This window comes from Aliinostoc maniaoense, assembly GCF_058172895.1.
The window spans coordinates 2836002-2851656 of record NZ_CP187952.1; the positions used below are offsets into that span (position 1 = coordinate 2836002).

At 37.9% G+C, this 15655-nt stretch carries 12 protein-coding genes; 9 read left to right on the top strand and 3 right to left on the bottom strand.

Annotated elements, in window-relative coordinates; translation table 11 throughout:
• Nucleotides 1-282 precede the first annotated feature (282 nt).
• Entirely contained in the window at nucleotides 283-1050 is a 768-nt protein-coding gene (locus ACPZ3T_RS12530) for a peptidoglycan-binding domain-containing protein (RefSeq protein ID WP_490276687.1), read from the top strand.
• Between the two features lie 3 nt (nucleotides 1051-1053).
• Here ACPZ3T_RS12530 and ACPZ3T_RS12535 read toward each other — a convergent pair whose 3' ends face one another.
• The 3 genes from ACPZ3T_RS12535 to ACPZ3T_RS12545 form a co-directional block, all read right to left on the bottom strand.
• Entirely contained in the window at nucleotides 1054-1947 is an 894-nt protein-coding gene (locus ACPZ3T_RS12535) for an SDH family Clp fold serine proteinase (protein WP_490276688.1), read from the bottom strand.
• A gap of 132 nt (nucleotides 1948-2079) precedes the next feature.
• On the bottom strand, nucleotides 2080-3105 hold the full coding sequence (gene galE / locus ACPZ3T_RS12540) for a UDP-glucose 4-epimerase GalE (RefSeq protein WP_490276689.1): 1026 nt from the start codon (nucleotides 3103-3105) through the stop codon (nucleotides 2080-2082).
• Complete coding sequence (locus ACPZ3T_RS12545) at nucleotides 3102-4514, bottom strand: sugar transferase (protein WP_490276690.1); 1413 nt, start codon at nucleotides 4512-4514, stop codon at nucleotides 3102-3104. Before ACPZ3T_RS12545 ends, galE begins: the two co-directional genes overlap by 4 nt.
• A gap of 946 nt (nucleotides 4515-5460) precedes the next feature.
• Between ACPZ3T_RS12545 and ACPZ3T_RS12550 the strand changes: the two genes are divergently transcribed.
• The 8 genes from ACPZ3T_RS12550 (at nucleotide 5461) to ACPZ3T_RS12585 (ending at nucleotide 15575) form a co-directional block, all read left to right on the top strand.
• A complete protein-coding gene (locus tag ACPZ3T_RS12550) occupies nucleotides 5461-7674 on the top strand; it encodes a GumC family protein (RefSeq protein WP_490276691.1) in 2214 nt (737 codons plus the stop codon).
• Between the two features lie 398 nt (nucleotides 7675-8072).
• Nucleotides 8073-9113 carry a CgeB family protein gene (locus tag ACPZ3T_RS12555; protein WP_490276692.1) on the top strand — a complete coding sequence of 347 codons (1041 nt, stop codon included), beginning with the start codon at nucleotides 8073-8075 and terminating at the stop codon, nucleotides 9111-9113.
• A 5-nt stretch (nucleotides 9114-9118) separates the two neighbouring features.
• A complete protein-coding gene (locus ACPZ3T_RS12560; RefSeq protein ID WP_490276693.1) occupies nucleotides 9119-10060 on the top strand; it encodes a class I SAM-dependent methyltransferase in 942 nt (313 codons plus the stop codon).
• A gap of 39 nt (nucleotides 10061-10099) precedes the next feature.
• On the top strand, nucleotides 10100-10837 hold the full coding sequence (locus ACPZ3T_RS12565) for a class I SAM-dependent methyltransferase (protein WP_490276694.1): 738 nt from the start codon (nucleotides 10100-10102) through the stop codon (nucleotides 10835-10837).
• Between the two features lies 1 nt (nucleotide 10838).
• The gene (locus tag ACPZ3T_RS12570) at nucleotides 10839-12074 is read left to right on the top strand and encodes a lipopolysaccharide biosynthesis protein (protein WP_490276695.1); all 1236 of its coding nucleotides are present in this window, start codon (nucleotides 10839-10841) and stop codon (nucleotides 12072-12074) included.
• A 14-nt stretch (nucleotides 12075-12088) separates the two neighbouring features.
• Complete coding sequence (locus ACPZ3T_RS12575; RefSeq protein WP_490276696.1) at nucleotides 12089-12889, top strand: class I SAM-dependent methyltransferase; 801 nt, start codon at nucleotides 12089-12091, stop codon at nucleotides 12887-12889.
• Nucleotides 12886-14082: a glycosyltransferase family 4 protein gene (locus ACPZ3T_RS12580; protein WP_490276697.1), complete on the top strand. Its 1197-nt coding sequence runs from the start codon at nucleotides 12886-12888 to the stop codon at nucleotides 14080-14082. The genes ACPZ3T_RS12575 and ACPZ3T_RS12580 overlap by 4 nt, the downstream gene beginning before the upstream one ends.
• Before the next feature lie 68 nt (nucleotides 14083-14150).
• Complete coding sequence (locus ACPZ3T_RS12585; RefSeq protein WP_490276698.1) at nucleotides 14151-15575, top strand: hypothetical protein; 1425 nt, start codon at nucleotides 14151-14153, stop codon at nucleotides 15573-15575.
• Nucleotides 15576-15655 lie beyond the last annotated feature (80 nt).

Sequence of the window (15655 nt, forward strand, 5' to 3'; positions counted from 1 at the left end):
AACAACGCACCAAGGTATTTCCCAAGCTTGATTGTTCCGCCAACACCCAACTAAAGAACAGTTTATAAGGTTGGCAGTAGGAAGCAAGAATTATCTTGAACTGTAAGTGAATTTATTTCTGGAGATAGAAGACAAAAATAATTCTTGATATTAAGTGATAAATTTTATCCAGTCTGATTGTGTTAATTAAAAAAGATGAATTTTTCCGAAAAAAGTATAAAGGATTTTAAGATTTTTCTGTTAACGTTTATAATGCTGATTTAATTTAAAGGAGTGAGAAATATGTGGTGTGGTTTCGGAAAATCAAGCATGATCATCGGTGCTGCTTGTTTGGTTACTGCTAGTGTAGTAATTTCTAATACAACTTTTGCAGCTCGTCAACGTAACTATACACCGCAAGAGTTTCGTTCTGTATTGCGGGGTCTAGGCTACAACGTGAAAGTGACAAATACTCCCCTCACTGATGAGGAAACGAAAAAAGCAATCAGTGAATTTCAAAGAGGTTATAAGCTGACTGTTGATGGTATAGCCGGGCCAAAAACTCAAGATTTTGCTGCTACTATCATGCAAATTTTGCAAGGGAATTTAAATGCTGTACTCAAGCCTAAATCACCCTTACCCCGTGATCAATTTTATAGCGATCGCACAGAAGCTTTAGTTAAAGAGTACCAGAAAAAAAATCAACTACAAGAAACTGGTATAGCTAACTTGGCACTCCGCCAAAAGCTAGACCAAGAGGCGAAAAAAATTATTAATCAGCAAACCAAGCCATCGCCATCCCCAACAGCGTCACCATCCCCAACAGCATCACCATCCCCAACAGCATCGCCATCCCCAACAGCATCGCCATCCCCAACAGCATCGCCATCCCCAACAGCGTCACCATCCCCGACAGCTACGCCATCCCCAACAGCGTCACCAACTCCAACAGCGTCACCAACTCCAACAGCGTCACCATCGCCAACAGCGTCACCATCCCCAACAGCGTCACCAACTCCAACAGTGTCACCATCCCCAACAGCAACACCATCCCCAACAGCAACACCCTAAGCGTCAGGTTTTCTGATTTGGTTCTTCCATCGGTCTACCTTTAGGTGTTGGCAGAATTGGACGACGGTCATCATAAGGCATGGGAATGTACTGCACAGTAGGTCTTCCGCCTTGTGGTTGTGGATACAAATCCATCAATTCATATATAGAACGGGGCAGTCCGACATTTACGGGTAGCCCCATTTCTGTAGCTTCTTCCACGGTGATGGGGTAGTCGTGGGTAACACGTCCAGTTGTTAAAGCTTCAATTATTGGTTCGATATCTTCCAGCCTAACTTTTTGTTTGGGTATATTATCTTTGAGCAGAGTCCGCACAAAGCGTTGTACTTGGTGAATAGCTTTGTTTGCTAGGTCTGCCATAATTAGGGTTTGGTCGTCAATCTCACTAATAGGTTTATCTGCAATTACTTTGAGGATACTGGCGGCTGGGTAGTTACCAAGTTGGGGATCAACAGGCCCTAAGACAGCATTGGCATCCATGACAATTTCATCGGCGGCAAGAGCTAACATTGTGCCGCCACTCATGGCATAGTGAGGCACAAAAACACTGACTTTTGATGGATGACGAATTAATGCTCTAGCGATTTGTTCGGTAGCTAATACTAAACCGCCAGGAGTGTGGAGAATTAAATCTATGGGAACATCAGGCGGCGTGAGACGAATTGCCCGCAGGATTTGTTCTGAGTCTTCAATGGTGATATAGCGAGATAGGGGAATACCTAGTAAACTGATGGACTCTTGACGATGTATTAATAAAATTACACGGCTTTTGCGTTCTTGTTGAAATTCTTGGAGGGCGCGAAAACGCCGATACTCCATTTGGCGTTTCTGCCAAATGGGTTGTAAGGAAGACAGCAGCAAGAAAATCCAGAATAAATCCCCAATACCGAATCCCATAGGTTAGTTCAAAATTAAATGATGTAGCTATAATTTTGACAAGTTTTGAGCAAACCCAATTCTATCTGGGGGTTTAACTAGGTCGGTGTAAATAATTATTGTGGGGATAAACCAGAGAGAGGTCTGCTTCCCCTACACTCCTACTCTCAGTAAAGGTTGGACTATTGGATTGAGTACCGTACCTTGACGACGCATTTCCCAAGCTAGGGTAGTTTGGACAATTACATCCAAGTCATTATATTGAGGTTGCCATCCTAATACTTGACGGATTTTTTTGGCGCAGGTGATGACACAAGCAGGATCTCCAGGGCGACGACCTGTTTCGATGACTGGGAAATCTACCCCAGAAATGGCTTTGACTCGTTCGATGACTTGGCGCACACTATACCCTTGTCCATAACCGCAATTGAGAATTTGGCTCTCATGACCTGCTTCTAGGTAGCGTAAAGCGTCTAAATGGGCTGATGCTAGGTCTTCAACGTGAAGATAATCTCTAATAGCTGTGCCATCTGGGGTGGGAAAATCTGTACCAAAAATTCTGATACCTGGTTGGCGTTTGAGTGCGGCATTACAGGCGACTCCGATTAAATGAGAGACATCGTGGGACATTTGCCCTAGTCTGCCTCCTGGTTCTGCGCCCGCGATATTAAAATAGCGTAAAATTACGTACCGCAGAGATGAGGCTGTGGCGTAGTCTCGAATTAGCCATTCGCAGGAAAGTTTTGAGCGTCCGTAGGGGTTAATGGGTTCGGTGGGTGTAGACTCGGTGACAGGATTGGTTGCAGGTTGTCCATAGACAGCTGCTGTACTGGAAAAGATGATTTGGTCAACCCCCATATCACTACAACAACGCAGCAAGTTGAGGGTGTTACGTGTGTTGTTGGCGTAATATTCTAGCGGATAAGCGACAGATTCCGGGACGTTGAGACTAGCGGCAAAGTGTAAGACGGCGGTAAATTTATGTTGCAAAAATACTTGATAAAGAGTGTCTGAATCAGCTAAATCGCCAACGATTAATTCACCGTGGAGGACTGCTTGGGGTAAGCCTGTCGAACAATTGTCATACACTACGACATCATAGCCAGCCGCACCCAATTGCCGGACTACGTGAGAACCAATATATCCTGCTCCACCTGTGACCAAAACTTTCTTTTTCATCTGCCCTTACCTAATAAGATGACCCGGATGGTTTTGAAGGCGATCGCTAAATCTAAAAATGGTGAATAATTCTTGATGTAGTAGAGGTCGTAAGCTAACTTTTCGTAAGCGTCCTCTACTGATGCGCCATAGGGATACATCACTTGCGCCCAACCAGTAATTCCCGGTTTGACAAAATAACGCAAATCATAGTAAGGAATTTCTTGGCGTAGTTTGACATCAAATTCTGGTCGTTCTGGACGCGGCCCTATGAGGCTCATTTCCCCTGCTAAAACGTTGAAAATCTGTGGTAGTTCATCAATTCTCAATAAACGTAGCCAACGTCCGACTCTAGTAATACGGGGATCATGTTCATGCGCCCACTGCACCCCCCGTTTTTCGGCATCTTGGTACATAGACCGAAATTTGTAAACCCGAAAGGTTTTTCTTTGTAGACCTGTTCTGATTTGACTGTAGAAAATAGGGCCGGGGCTATCTAATTTAATAGCTATGGCTGTTACTAACATCAGGGGTAACAAACCCACAAATAACAGCGATGCCAAAATGATGTCGGTGACGCGCTTGATTTTTTGGCTAATGCTGCTAGAGGTGAGGTGATATCCCGCACTAAATACTAGCCAGTTATCTTGGAGTAAAGACGAGGGGATTTTGTACCAGAGGCTTTCACAAATATCAGGAATACCATAGATGGGGACACCAGCCTGACGCAACTGCATCAACTGCTCTCTGTGGATATCTGATAATTGTATTGGAGTAGCTACTATAACCCCTGACCACGGTTGCTGAGTCCACTGGGGTAAGTCGTCAAAACTAGTAACACAAATGCGATGATTATTGGCTAATTCATGGGTGTTTTGGTTGGTGGTGGCTAAGATTACTAGCCGACCCCATGAGTTGTATTTGAGAAAACTTTTACCAAATTCAATCGCTTGTTTATTCGCACCTAAAATTAACCATCGGCGATTTTGAGCTTGCGATCGCGCCCATTTTGCTGCCCATATTCTTAAGCATACTGTCCAGATAGTCAATATACCCAGACTAGGAAGCAAAATCTGCCATTTCCATAGAGCTAGCTTTTCTGCACTCTCAATCATATGCAGAATGGCAAAAAAGATGCAGCCAACAAGCATATTGCTAATTAAAATCCGAGCCGGAGCGCGTAACCCAGAAATTTGCCTATCTGGATGGTAGGTATCTGCTAAATATAACCCCGCCATCACTAGCAAACAAAATAAGGAATTAACTAAGGCATCAAAACTATTGAGATATTGATCCCAATTTATCGAGAAACTTACAAATAAGCTCAACACTAAACCCACAATATCCCCTAGTAGTAGCGATATGCAGAGGATGTTGTGGGTGTGATGTAACTTACTTCCTTGATTGCTAACACTAAGAGTAATGTGCATCTGTATGATTTCTAAATATTAACAATGGCAAACTAGACATCGCCAAAGGGGATGCCAGTCATAGCGACTTGCAAAAAAATGATAATTACAGGTAAAAACTGTTGTTAGATGATAATTTTGTCAACAGCCTCAGAATCTAGAAATCCGATTTGATTTGTGAAAAATTTCAGTATATGTAGGGGAGGCAAATTGCAGTGTGGATTTTCCTCCTGTAATATTGCCGTTGTATTAGGCGTAAGTCGTAACGCACCAAAACCTTCGTAATAGGTGCGTTACGCTGTCGCTAACACACCCTACTGGACTGACTACATATCTGTTCAAAAATCAAGTAGGAATCCTATAGTAGTGAAATTCATACAGTAGATTTCAATTTAGTAAACGTAGATAACTATCTACGGTATACACCCAAGTTTATTAGTTCTATAGCTTTATTTTTTATTACTGATTGCTGCCACTTAGCTATGTGGAGATTACTTAAATATTTAGCTATAGCAAAAAATTATCCTCAATTGACAATTCAGGGAATTTATTCTGATACCATTTCTTGATGTAGCTTGCCTGGCGTAGCCATAGATGCACTTTATTCTTTACTGTAGAGACGTTGCATGCAACGTCTCTACATCATTTATTCGGGGCAACTTCATAGAGAATTGGTATGAGGCGGGACAGATACCATCAAACCACATTTGTCTCCACACATTTTTAAACGTAAAGAATTGATACTCTGTTGAAAATATAGTGAAATTACGTAGGATTTCCAAGACAAAAAGCTTCATAATGCCTTATTAAAAGTACATCAATATTAGGGTTTGCATCTAGTAACAAATTGAATAATATCAATTGGATTTAAGATTACACATCATTCATCATAATTGTGTGTAGCCTGATCACTGATTGGTGTGTCACGAAAACTGATGGCTGTATAAATAAATTTATTAGGTGTATTATGCCTTCTGATCAAGAAGAACAAGATTTTATTAATTTTCAACAGTATTGGTTAACTGTCAAAAAACGTTGGCTGTTGATAGCCCTAATTATCGCCTCTGTATTTGGCTTGACGGGGTTGCTAACCTTCAGCAAAAAACCAATGTATGAAGCACAGGGTAAACTACTTTTTAATAAACAAAGTGGTGTTTCTTCTCTTACAGGTATTAGTGAACAGGTGGGACAACTCAGTGGAGTGACAAATCTTTCTAACCCCCTGGAAACAGAAGCTGAGGTGATTCGTTCTAATACTATTTCTCAGAAGACTATTGATAATCTAAATCTGACCGACGGGGAAGGCAACCCCTTGGAATTGGATGCTTTTCTTAGTCGGTTGACGGTGAAAAGTGTGCGGGGAACTGATATTTTGCAGATTTCTTACCGCAGTACAAATTCTCAAGAAGCAGCTAAGGTCATCAATTCATTGATGAGTGCTTATCTAGAAAATAATATTCTAGTTAACCGTTCTGAAGCTAGGGCAGCGCGGGAATTTTTAGATAAGCAGCTACCTATAGTAGAAGCTAAAGTCACGGAATCAGAATTGGCTTTGCGTTTGTTTAAAGAACAATACAAGGTTGTTTCTTTAGAGGAAGAAGCCAAGGAAGGGGTAAAAGGGTTAAATCAATTATCCAACGAAATTACCCGGCTTCAGGCGCAACTAGCGGATGCAAGAAGCCGTTCTAATGCTTTGCAACAGCAATTGGCTTTAACGACAAAGCAGGCTGTAGCACTGAGTAAGTTGAGTCAGTCAAATGCTGTGCAGCAGGTGTTAACAGAATATCGCAAAGTACAAGACCAGTTAGCAGTGGAGCGATCGCGCTATACTGACGAGCATCCTGTAATTATCAATTTATTAGAAAAAGAACAAGCTCTCAGAGAGCATTTGGAACGGCGAGTTTCCCAAACTGCTGGTGTGAATGAGTCTATAGAAGAAGAGAATTTACAAGTTGGACAACTGCAACAAACTCTAACTGCTGATTTAGTACAGACAGAGGTACAACGCCTGGGACTGGAAAATCAAGTTGGTGTTTTGATGAAGGCTTTTCTGCGTTATCAAGCACGGATGAGAAGTTTGCCCAAACTAGAACAAACACAGTTACGTTTAGAAAGGCAGTTACAAGTAGCACGCACAAGCTACGAGCAAATGCTGAAACGCTTGCAAGATGTGCAGGTAGTGGAAAACCAGAATGTGGGTAATGCTAGGGTGATTTCTGAAGCGTTGATGCCTAAGAAACCGATTTCTCCGCGTATCGCTTTGAATTTAGCTCTGGGAGGATTTTTAGGTATTTTCGCAGCTTTGGGAATTGCCTTATTACTAGAATCTGTAGACAAGTCTGTCAAAACCGCAGAAGAAGCCAAACGCTTACTCAATTATCCCTTATTGGGTACAATTCCGATTTTTGACCAAAAAGCGAGATTGGCTCATGGTGAAAAACCAACGGAGTTACCTGTACTGAATAACCCCTATTCCTCTGTGAATGCAGCTTTTGAGATGCTGCAAATTAACTTGGGTTTCACCCTCTCTGATAAAGAATTGAAGGTAATTGTTGTCAGTAGTTCTGTGATGGGTGAGGGTAAATCTTTTATTGCAGCTAACTTAGCAGTAGCTACCGCCCAAATGGGTAAGCGGGTGCTATTAATTGATGCAGATATGCGTCGTCCCCATCAACATGAAGTTTGGGAAACACCCAATATGATGGGTTTGAGTAATGTGTTGGTGGGACAGGCAGAGTTTGCTAAAACTGCTAAGGAAGTAGTGATTAATCTAGATTTATTGACGGCTGGGACAATTCCACCCAACCCAGTAGTATTGCTAGATTCTCAACGTATGGCTAGTTTAATTGCCCAAGTGAGAGAAGAGTATGATTGCATCATTATAGATACGCCACCGTTGAGTATGTTAGCTGATGCCATGATAGTTGGTAATTTGGCTGATGGTATCTTGTTAGTGGCTAGACCTGGTGTAGTCAATTCTGAGGCAGCTAAGGCTACAAAAGCTCTGCTAGAGCATTCACGAGTACCAGTGTTAGGTATGGTGGTGAATGGTGTTGAGATTGACCGTTATCGTCACAATTACTACGATTACTACTACTCTGATTCTGGAGAAAAGCATTATCGCAAGCAAGATAAGATTAAGTCTGGCTTGAGTAAGATTACTGGTCTGCGATTGCTGTGATTGGTTTGGATTTCAGTATTATCTCTGAGGTGATTGAGTATTTAGATTGTGTAAAGTCATGGGCATTATATAAAGTGCAAATATCTTCAGTAGCAATTTCCAGCAGGAAATAGAATAACTACTGATAAAGCACCTAGAATCAACATGAAAACAAAAGATTTGCGACTCTTTCATGCAGGTAAGAATACTTCAGAACAATCTAAAAAAAATTCTACAAGGCTTGCAGTCCTTGTTACCCATCCCTTGCAGTATTTTGCCCCAGCATTCCTAGAATTAGCGCAAAAACCAGATTTACAATTGAATGGTTGGATATTCTATTACAATCATGGATTTTTAATAGAATATCCAAAATTTGTTATATACTTCAAAATGTTTACATTCAATTATTTCTGTCGGTAATGAATTTTAAAATATTAATTATTGGTAATACTTCAGAAAGATATCAATTAGGTTCTATATTAGCTAGAGCATCTCAAGATTTAGATATATTATTATTTACCAGTGATACAAATTGGAATTACTATGCTCCATCCATGAAACATTTATGGGGTAGAGTATTCTTCAAAATATCAGGAAAGCGTCCTTTAGAATGGTGGTCTTTCAATAAAAAAATTGTTGGTTTGATCAAGGAGTTCAATCCACACTTAATTCTAGTAACAGGAATTTTTCCTTTAAAATCTGAAGTTTTTGATATTTCTGGTCAAATAGGTGCAAAGACTGTTAATTATTTAACTGATTATCCTTGGAATAAATACCATCGTAGCGAGATTTTCTTATCAAACCTTCAAAGATATGACTTAGTTATAAGTACCAAAACAAAAATTTTGCCAGAATTAAATAAACATCAAGTTAAGAAGGTAAGATTTCTACCATTTGCGTATGATCCCTTTCTTTGTTATCAACCAAAAAATATCTCCCAATCAGATCAAGAATCATTCAGAGCAGATATTTCTTTCATTGGCATGGGTGATAGTGAACGTGTTCCTTTCCTGGATGCTATATCCTCATTAAAAGGATTGGAGGAATTGAATTTCAAAATTTATGGCTATGATTGGAATAACATAAACTTAAAAACATGGCAAAAACTACCGGCAGTTTTTGAACATGAGTTTCGGTTAGCCATTCATTGTTCTAAGTTGTCACTCGGTATTGTTAGAAAACGTAATCAAGATGAGTCAACAATGAGAACATTTGAAATAGCTGCTTGTGGCGGTTGTGGAATTTACGAAGATACTCAAGAACACAGAAAAATCTTAGCAGGATATCCTGACTATGGTTTTTTTAGTTCGCCAGAAGATTTAGCAAATAAATGTAAATGGTTATTAGAAAATCCTATAGAAAGAGAACAAATGAGAAAACTGGGGATGCAAATTATCGTCAAAGATACAAATACATATACAAATCGATTAAAAACTATATTAGAGCTATGTTGTGATTAGTTATTATGGAAAATTACTACAATCTATCTTGGTTAGAACAAGATAAATTACATCAAACAAGCATACTTAAGAGGTTATTTTATTTTTTTACTCGCCCTTTATTATCTATCTATGCCAGTCAATTTTTATCTCCGCAGACTTTCAAGAGCCTGCAACCTTCTCTTGTACTTCCAGGACGAGGAATGCCTTTAGAAGCTCGTCGTCTTTGGGGATCAAAACTTTGTCAAATTAAAGAAGCAACTATTCTTGTTCAAGGAACTGGAACTGGTTGGGATGTAATTTCATGGGCTAGATTAAAACCTAAGAAAATCATTGCAACTGATTTATTTGAATTTCAAAATTATTGGGTAGAAATTTCAGATTATTGTAAGCGTTTATTCAATGTTGATGTTGAGTTTCATCAATGTGCTTTAGAAGATCATTCTTTTCTCAAAAATGAATCAATTGATTTATGTGCATCTGACGCAGTTTTTGAACATTGTCAAGATTTAAAATCAGTTCTTAAAGAATCATTTCGTGTTTTAAAACCAGGGGGAAGTCTGTATGCTAGCTACGGGCCTCTGTGGTTTTGTGCTGGCGGTGATCATTTTTCTGGACGGGGAGGGCTAAAAAATTCTTTTAACCATTTATTATTAAATGCTGAAGAGTATATGAAATACTTTCGAGATTTCTTAGAACCTAATGAAGATTTTCAAAGTGGTGGGCGTTATGTTGAGCTAGGGTTGTTTTCACGTTTAAGCACTAAAGAATACTATCATTTTTTTCAGGAAGTAGGGTTTCAAATTAAAGGTCTAATTCTTGAATTAAATCCTAGGTCTTTAGTATTTAAACATGAATTTCCTGAACTTTTTCAGCAATTACAGCAAAAGTATATTCATAAGTGTGAACCGGATGATTTTTTACTTAGTGCTAATTTAGTACGATTAACGAAACCTATTTCTCATTGAAAATATTTTGAAATAAATAACAATCAACAAATACATTACATGACATATCGTCAGCGTTTATATAATACGTATGTTTCAGGAAATAAGCAGTTTCTACGTGATTTGCTTCCGAATCCTAAACAGCAGGATGTTCGTAATATAATTAACCTTCGTTTAGCTTGTAGTCATTGGTTAAAGAAAGTTCCAGTAACAGGCAAAGTGTTGGATGTGGCTTGTGGTGCAGGTAACATTTTAAATCTATTGCAATCTGAAGGCTTTATTAATTTGCATGGTGTAGATATAAGTCAGGAGCAAGTTAACATTGCTCGTGAAAAATTTCCACAAGTTATTTGCGCTGATGCAATTAAATATTTACTGCAACACCCGAACGAATTTGATTTGATAACTGCGTTTGATATACTAGAACATTTCAATAAAGAAGAAGCTTTTAAATTTCTAGAAGCTATTCACTCTGCACTGATTCCCGGAGGTAGTTTAATATTGCAGTTACCTAATGGTGACTCACCATTTGCTGGTGGTACGGTTTATGGTGACTTAACCCATGAGGTAACTTATACATCTGTCAGTTTAAAACATATACTTTTAACCTGTGGTTTTCAAGATTTCCAGTTTCAAGAACATGGGCCACAACCAACATCTTTAAAAGGGATAGTTAGATTTGTAATGTGGGGTTTAATTAGGCAAATAATCAAGTTAATTCATATTGTAGAAACTGGAGGAGCTTCAACAGGAATTTATACAAGAGTGATGCGTGTTTATGCTGTAAAGGCTAGTTGATATGCCTAAGCATTTTTTTAAGATATTAGACAAAGTTACTCCTGGCGCATCGCGTAGTCTTGGCTGGGAAGTTTTGATGTCTGCTCTTTCTTTTCCTGCCTCTATATTGTTGAATCGCACTTTAGGTGCTGAAGATAGAGGTTTACTTGCATTAGTCATCCTTGTGCCATCAACTATTTTTGTTTTGGGTAGTTGTCAATGGGACAGACTGCTAAAAGGTTTGATTACCTCAAAACAAATTTCATCTAGAGAAGCATGGCGCAGAACTGTATACTATGCTTTTTGGCTGTCTGCAATATTTATTCCAGTAGGAGTATTTGCAAGCCTAGCCTTTGATAAAATTCCACAGAATATTCGTTGGCTTAGTATTATCTACAATGCCAATTTTCCTATATATTTTCTCGGTGGTTGTCTATCTGCAATTTACGTTGCTTCTGGCAGTATTGACGGGCAATATGTAATGCGAATAGGACTACAAGGCAGCTACTTATTGTTAGTATTTTTTTTACTTTTAACAAAATTTATATCTGTTAAATCATTAGTATTTGTGTATATTATTATCCATATTATTTCTTTAGTATTGGGTTTGCTGAAAATAAACTCTTTACTTACAGGAGAAAATTTAAAAGACAAACCTCCATTACTTCCTATTTTTCATGCTTTTTTACCATATTCACTGGAATCATTTTCTTCAAGAATTGATGTATGGGCTTTTTCTATATTTGGTTCTTTGGTAAGTTTAGGTCACTACACAGGCATCACTGCACTTATGTTACCAGTGGGTTTGGTATCAAATGCCTTAGCAAGTGCTAGTACAGCCAAATTGGATTGGACAAAACCTGATCTAGTAAGGCGTTATTTAATGAAAACAGTATCTGTTTTATTCTGCCTTTTGCTAGTCCTAGTTATAGGAGGAATCTTGTTAGGTTCTTCTTTAATGAATTTACTTTTGGGTAGAAGTTTTCAGGGTGGAGAATGGATGATTCCTTGGGTTGCTGTTATCGTTGTGGGTCAAGCGGCTGCTGTTCAGTTTCATTCTGCTTTGCAATTATCAGGTGCTGTAAAAGCATACTTAATAATTCAAACAATAGAGCCATTTTTTCGGTTAATAATTGTCCTATTTTTAGCAATGTGGTTGTCAGAGTTGGGAATTATCTTAGGTATAACAATCTCTTTTACCTTAAAAGCAGCAGTATGTGTTTATTTTCATAGAAAGTTAGAAGTGAGAACTATATAAATAAGGACTTGATCATGAATACAAATTATTATGATGCTAGTGAAGCTTGGAAACAACAGTTAGAACATGAAGGATATGAACATCACTGCTATTCAGTAGCAAATTTGAAAAAAATTAAGCGGCTCGGTAGAGTTTGGCAGGAAATACTAGGAATTACAAAAATTAATCCACCAAATCGTTTGTTTGAATTGGGGTGTGGAGGAGGAATTCATCTAGCAAGTTTGGCGTTAAATGGGTTTGAAGTTCATGGTATAGATGTTTCTGCTAATGTAGTATCAAGAGCTAAAAATTATTTAGAGGAGATTGCTAAATTTCAGCATATTAAAGCAAGTATTGAAGTTGCTGATATTTTTGAGTATGAAAGTACCGCTTCTTATGATATGTGCTTTCATTTCGGCGTAGTAGAGCATTTTTTAGAATTATCACAACGTCACCAAATTTGGAATAAGCTTTATTCTCTAACTAAACCAGGCGGTTGGATTGTTTCTGTAGTTCCGTGTGGTCAACATTTTATGAGGAAATTAGTTAGAGAAAAAGGTTTAGGCGGTTACAATGTACCTGAAATTGACTACAGTTGTAGGTTACACAAAAAAGAATTTGAAGATTTAGCACTCCAGTTTATTCATGCAGTACCTCATAATTACTTTGGATTTCTTGCTGGACATCCTTCGTTGGTAATTTCTAAAATTATTTATCCGACCTGCTTCATTCTTGGGAATATTGCTATTCCTTATATCCCTTTGTCTGAAAATATTAAGGAAACTTGGGCGCAAACACTTATTGTAGTTGGTAGAAAACCAGATTTACAAGTATGAAAATATCTATTGTTGTTGGCGGAAGATGGCACGCTTTTGATTTAGCTAGAGAACTAAATGCAGCAGGTATTTTACATCGCTTAATTACAAACTATCCGAAATATAAAACCCGTAAGTGGGGAATACCAGATGATAAAGTAGTTAGCCTGCCTTTAACTCTTTTATTAGGAAAAGCTATCTATCAAATAGGTAGAGAAAAGTTAATGATGAAATCGCAATCTTTACTTCATAACTTATTTGCTAAAACGGCTAAGAAATATCTAGAAGGCAGCACCATAATACATGGCTGGTCAAGTTTTTCTGAACCTGCTTTGCATTGGGCAAAGCAGAATAACGTACCATTTTTATTAGAACGTAGTTCTTCTCATATGAGTGTGCAATATCAATTACTGAAAGAAGAATACCAACGTTTAGGTTTAAATTGGGTAGAAACACATCCAGAGATTGTAGCTCAAGAACTACGGGAATATGAACTCGCTGATAAGATAGCAGTACCTAGTTTATTTGTTAAACGTAGTTTTATTGACCAAGAGTTTTCAGATCAACGCCTAGTCCTGAATCATTTTGGAACAAATATCAAAAGCTTTTCACCTGGGTTAAAACAGGATAATGTATTTCGTGTTATTTATGCTGGTTCTTTAAGTGTACGTAAAGGCATTCATTATCTAGTGAAAGCTTTTATGGAGGCCGATATATTGAATAGTGAACTATGTTTGGTTGGTGGCGCAACGACAGAAACGCCTTTTTTATTAACAGGAGGAGATGAACGAATTAAATTAATTGGTCACGTTCCACAGCCACAATTAGTAAACTACTACCGCAATAGTAGTGTGTTTGTCATGGCGAGTATTGAAGAAGGTCTGGCGTATGTACAGGCACAAGCCCTTGCTTGCGGATTACCATTAATTTGTACGACTAATACTGGCGGTGAAGACTTACTAACGATGTCTAGTACAAAACCAGTCCAATTAGAGGCAGGTATAAATGAGTATCCGGCGGGATATTTAGTACCTGTAAGGGATAGTAAGGCGATCGCTACTTGTTTAAAACACTTAGCTAACAATCCTGAACTACTCCAATCTAAACGAGAAGCTGCCCTATCTATTCGTGATCCGAACACAGGACTGGACTGGAGTAATTACGCTAAACGGGCGATCGCTACCTACGAAGGTTTACATAATTTACATAATTAACCAAGGTAGATGAGAGTGCGATTGGCATAGCAATATAACCAATGTATACCTTGCTATTTAAATCATAAATGTTTATCAAATCATCTATTTTGCTTCTGATAATATTTTTAATACTTTGTGCTTTTCTAGGTTTACTTGAACTATCTCTAGGTATCCTAGCGTTAATACCATTATTAATAATTATTTATATTTCACAAATAGAGAAAAGTATTGAACTGCGATTACTCTCTATTGCTTACATGACAGGAAACATTCTTTGTTGGGTAGTTGGTTTTTTAGGATGTTTTTATATACTACCATCTATAGGATATCAAATTGGTAAGCATACAATCACCACCATGATTTTGATTAACTTGCTCATGTGGGCAAGTTTGATAGGAAGTTTAATAGCTCTGAAATTTAAATATTTGCGGAAAAAAGAATTTCATTTCAAAGCACTACCAGATAACTTAACTCAGAATGGAGTTGTAATTACAGGTATTATCTTTATATTAGTTTCTATTGCTAATTTTGCGTTGGGTTATTACAATGCTAGGTTTGTAATGGGAGGAAGTGTAGCAGTAGGTTCACCGTTATATTTCCTGGGTGGTATTAGTAGTTTGCAATATATCTTTTTCTTTCTTCTAGGAACTCGATTAAAACTACCGATTCTTTCACATCAAAATTTCTTGCCACTATTTTCTATATCTTCGGCGGTAATACTTTCTAGTATGGGTGGAGGAAGAGAACCTGTTATTCGTTCTATCCTTTTATTTTTTATAGGGATAATTTATGGAGGAAAAGTAAAGTTTGCAATGATCAGAAATATTGCATTGTGTTTAATTCCATTGCTTTTGGCTTTTATAATTATCTTGGGTTATGCTCGTGCAGATAGGCAATTTTCAGAAGGGGATTTTAGCGATCGCTTGACAACTATTTCTCAGGTAATGCTAGGAAATATAGAATTTCAGGGGAATAAATATGATGATCCGATATTTGGACTTTTAACTCGAATCACAGAGCCAACAGGACAATTAGTTATTGATGGTGTTGTTGATAGTCCAAAATATATTGGCTTACGGAACTTTGAACGAGTTATCAGTATTTTCATCCCAAAATTTATTACAGGAGAGAAGTTACCACTAGACGACGGAGCAGAAAGATTACGAGATAACTACGGTGTAAATATTACTGAATTTACATCTGCACCAATAACATTTATGGCTGATTCCTTTGAAAGAGGTGGATATTTGATTGTTTTTTTGTCCTCGTTAATCCTATCTTTTTGGTTAACTTGTGTAGGACGTTTATTGAGTCAAATTAAGCAACCTCTACTTAAACCAGCTTTGCTATGTTCTTTTTCCTTCATATCTTTGCGTCTTTACACTCCATCAGTTCTTGGTGCAATTAGTATAGTCACTTATTCATTTCTTCGAGACTTTATCTTGATAGGATTATTAGTTTTCTTTATTAATTTAAGCACTAAGCTATCTTTTACAGGTCACAATAAGTAATTAGTAATATTATGAGAATGCTTTGTTTGGTCACAGATGCCTTTGGGGGAAGAGGAGGCATATCAAAATATAACCGAGAC

Coding starts and splice junctions, on each gene's coding strand:
- ACPZ3T_RS12580 (WP_490276697.1), top strand. CDS start 12,886: ATGAAAATATCTATTGTTGTTGGCGGAAGATGGCACGCTTTTGATTTA.
- ACPZ3T_RS12545 (WP_490276690.1), bottom strand. CDS start 4,514: ATGCACATTACTCTTAGTGTTAGCAATCAAGGAAGTAAGTTACATCAC.
- ACPZ3T_RS12575 (WP_490276696.1), top strand. CDS start 12,089: ATGAATACAAATTATTATGATGCTAGTGAAGCTTGGAAACAACAGTTA.
- ACPZ3T_RS12560 (WP_490276693.1), top strand. CDS start 9,119: ATGGAAAATTACTACAATCTATCTTGGTTAGAACAAGATAAATTACAT.
- ACPZ3T_RS12535 (WP_490276688.1), bottom strand. CDS start 1,947: ATGGGATTCGGTATTGGGGATTTATTCTGGATTTTCTTGCTGCTGTCT.
- ACPZ3T_RS12530 (WP_490276687.1), top strand. CDS start 283: ATGTGGTGTGGTTTCGGAAAATCAAGCATGATCATCGGTGCTGCTTGT.
- ACPZ3T_RS12550 (WP_490276691.1), top strand. CDS start 5,461: ATGCCTTCTGATCAAGAAGAACAAGATTTTATTAATTTTCAACAGTAT.
- galE (WP_490276689.1), bottom strand. CDS start 3,105: ATGAAAAAGAAAGTTTTGGTCACAGGTGGAGCAGGATATATTGGTTCT.
- ACPZ3T_RS12585 (WP_490276698.1), top strand. CDS start 14,151: ATGTTTATCAAATCATCTATTTTGCTTCTGATAATATTTTTAATACTT.
- ACPZ3T_RS12555 (WP_490276692.1), top strand. CDS start 8,073: ATGAATTTTAAAATATTAATTATTGGTAATACTTCAGAAAGATATCAA.
- ACPZ3T_RS12565 (WP_490276694.1), top strand. CDS start 10,100: ATGACATATCGTCAGCGTTTATATAATACGTATGTTTCAGGAAATAAG.
- ACPZ3T_RS12570 (WP_490276695.1), top strand. CDS start 10,839: ATGCCTAAGCATTTTTTTAAGATATTAGACAAAGTTACTCCTGGCGCA.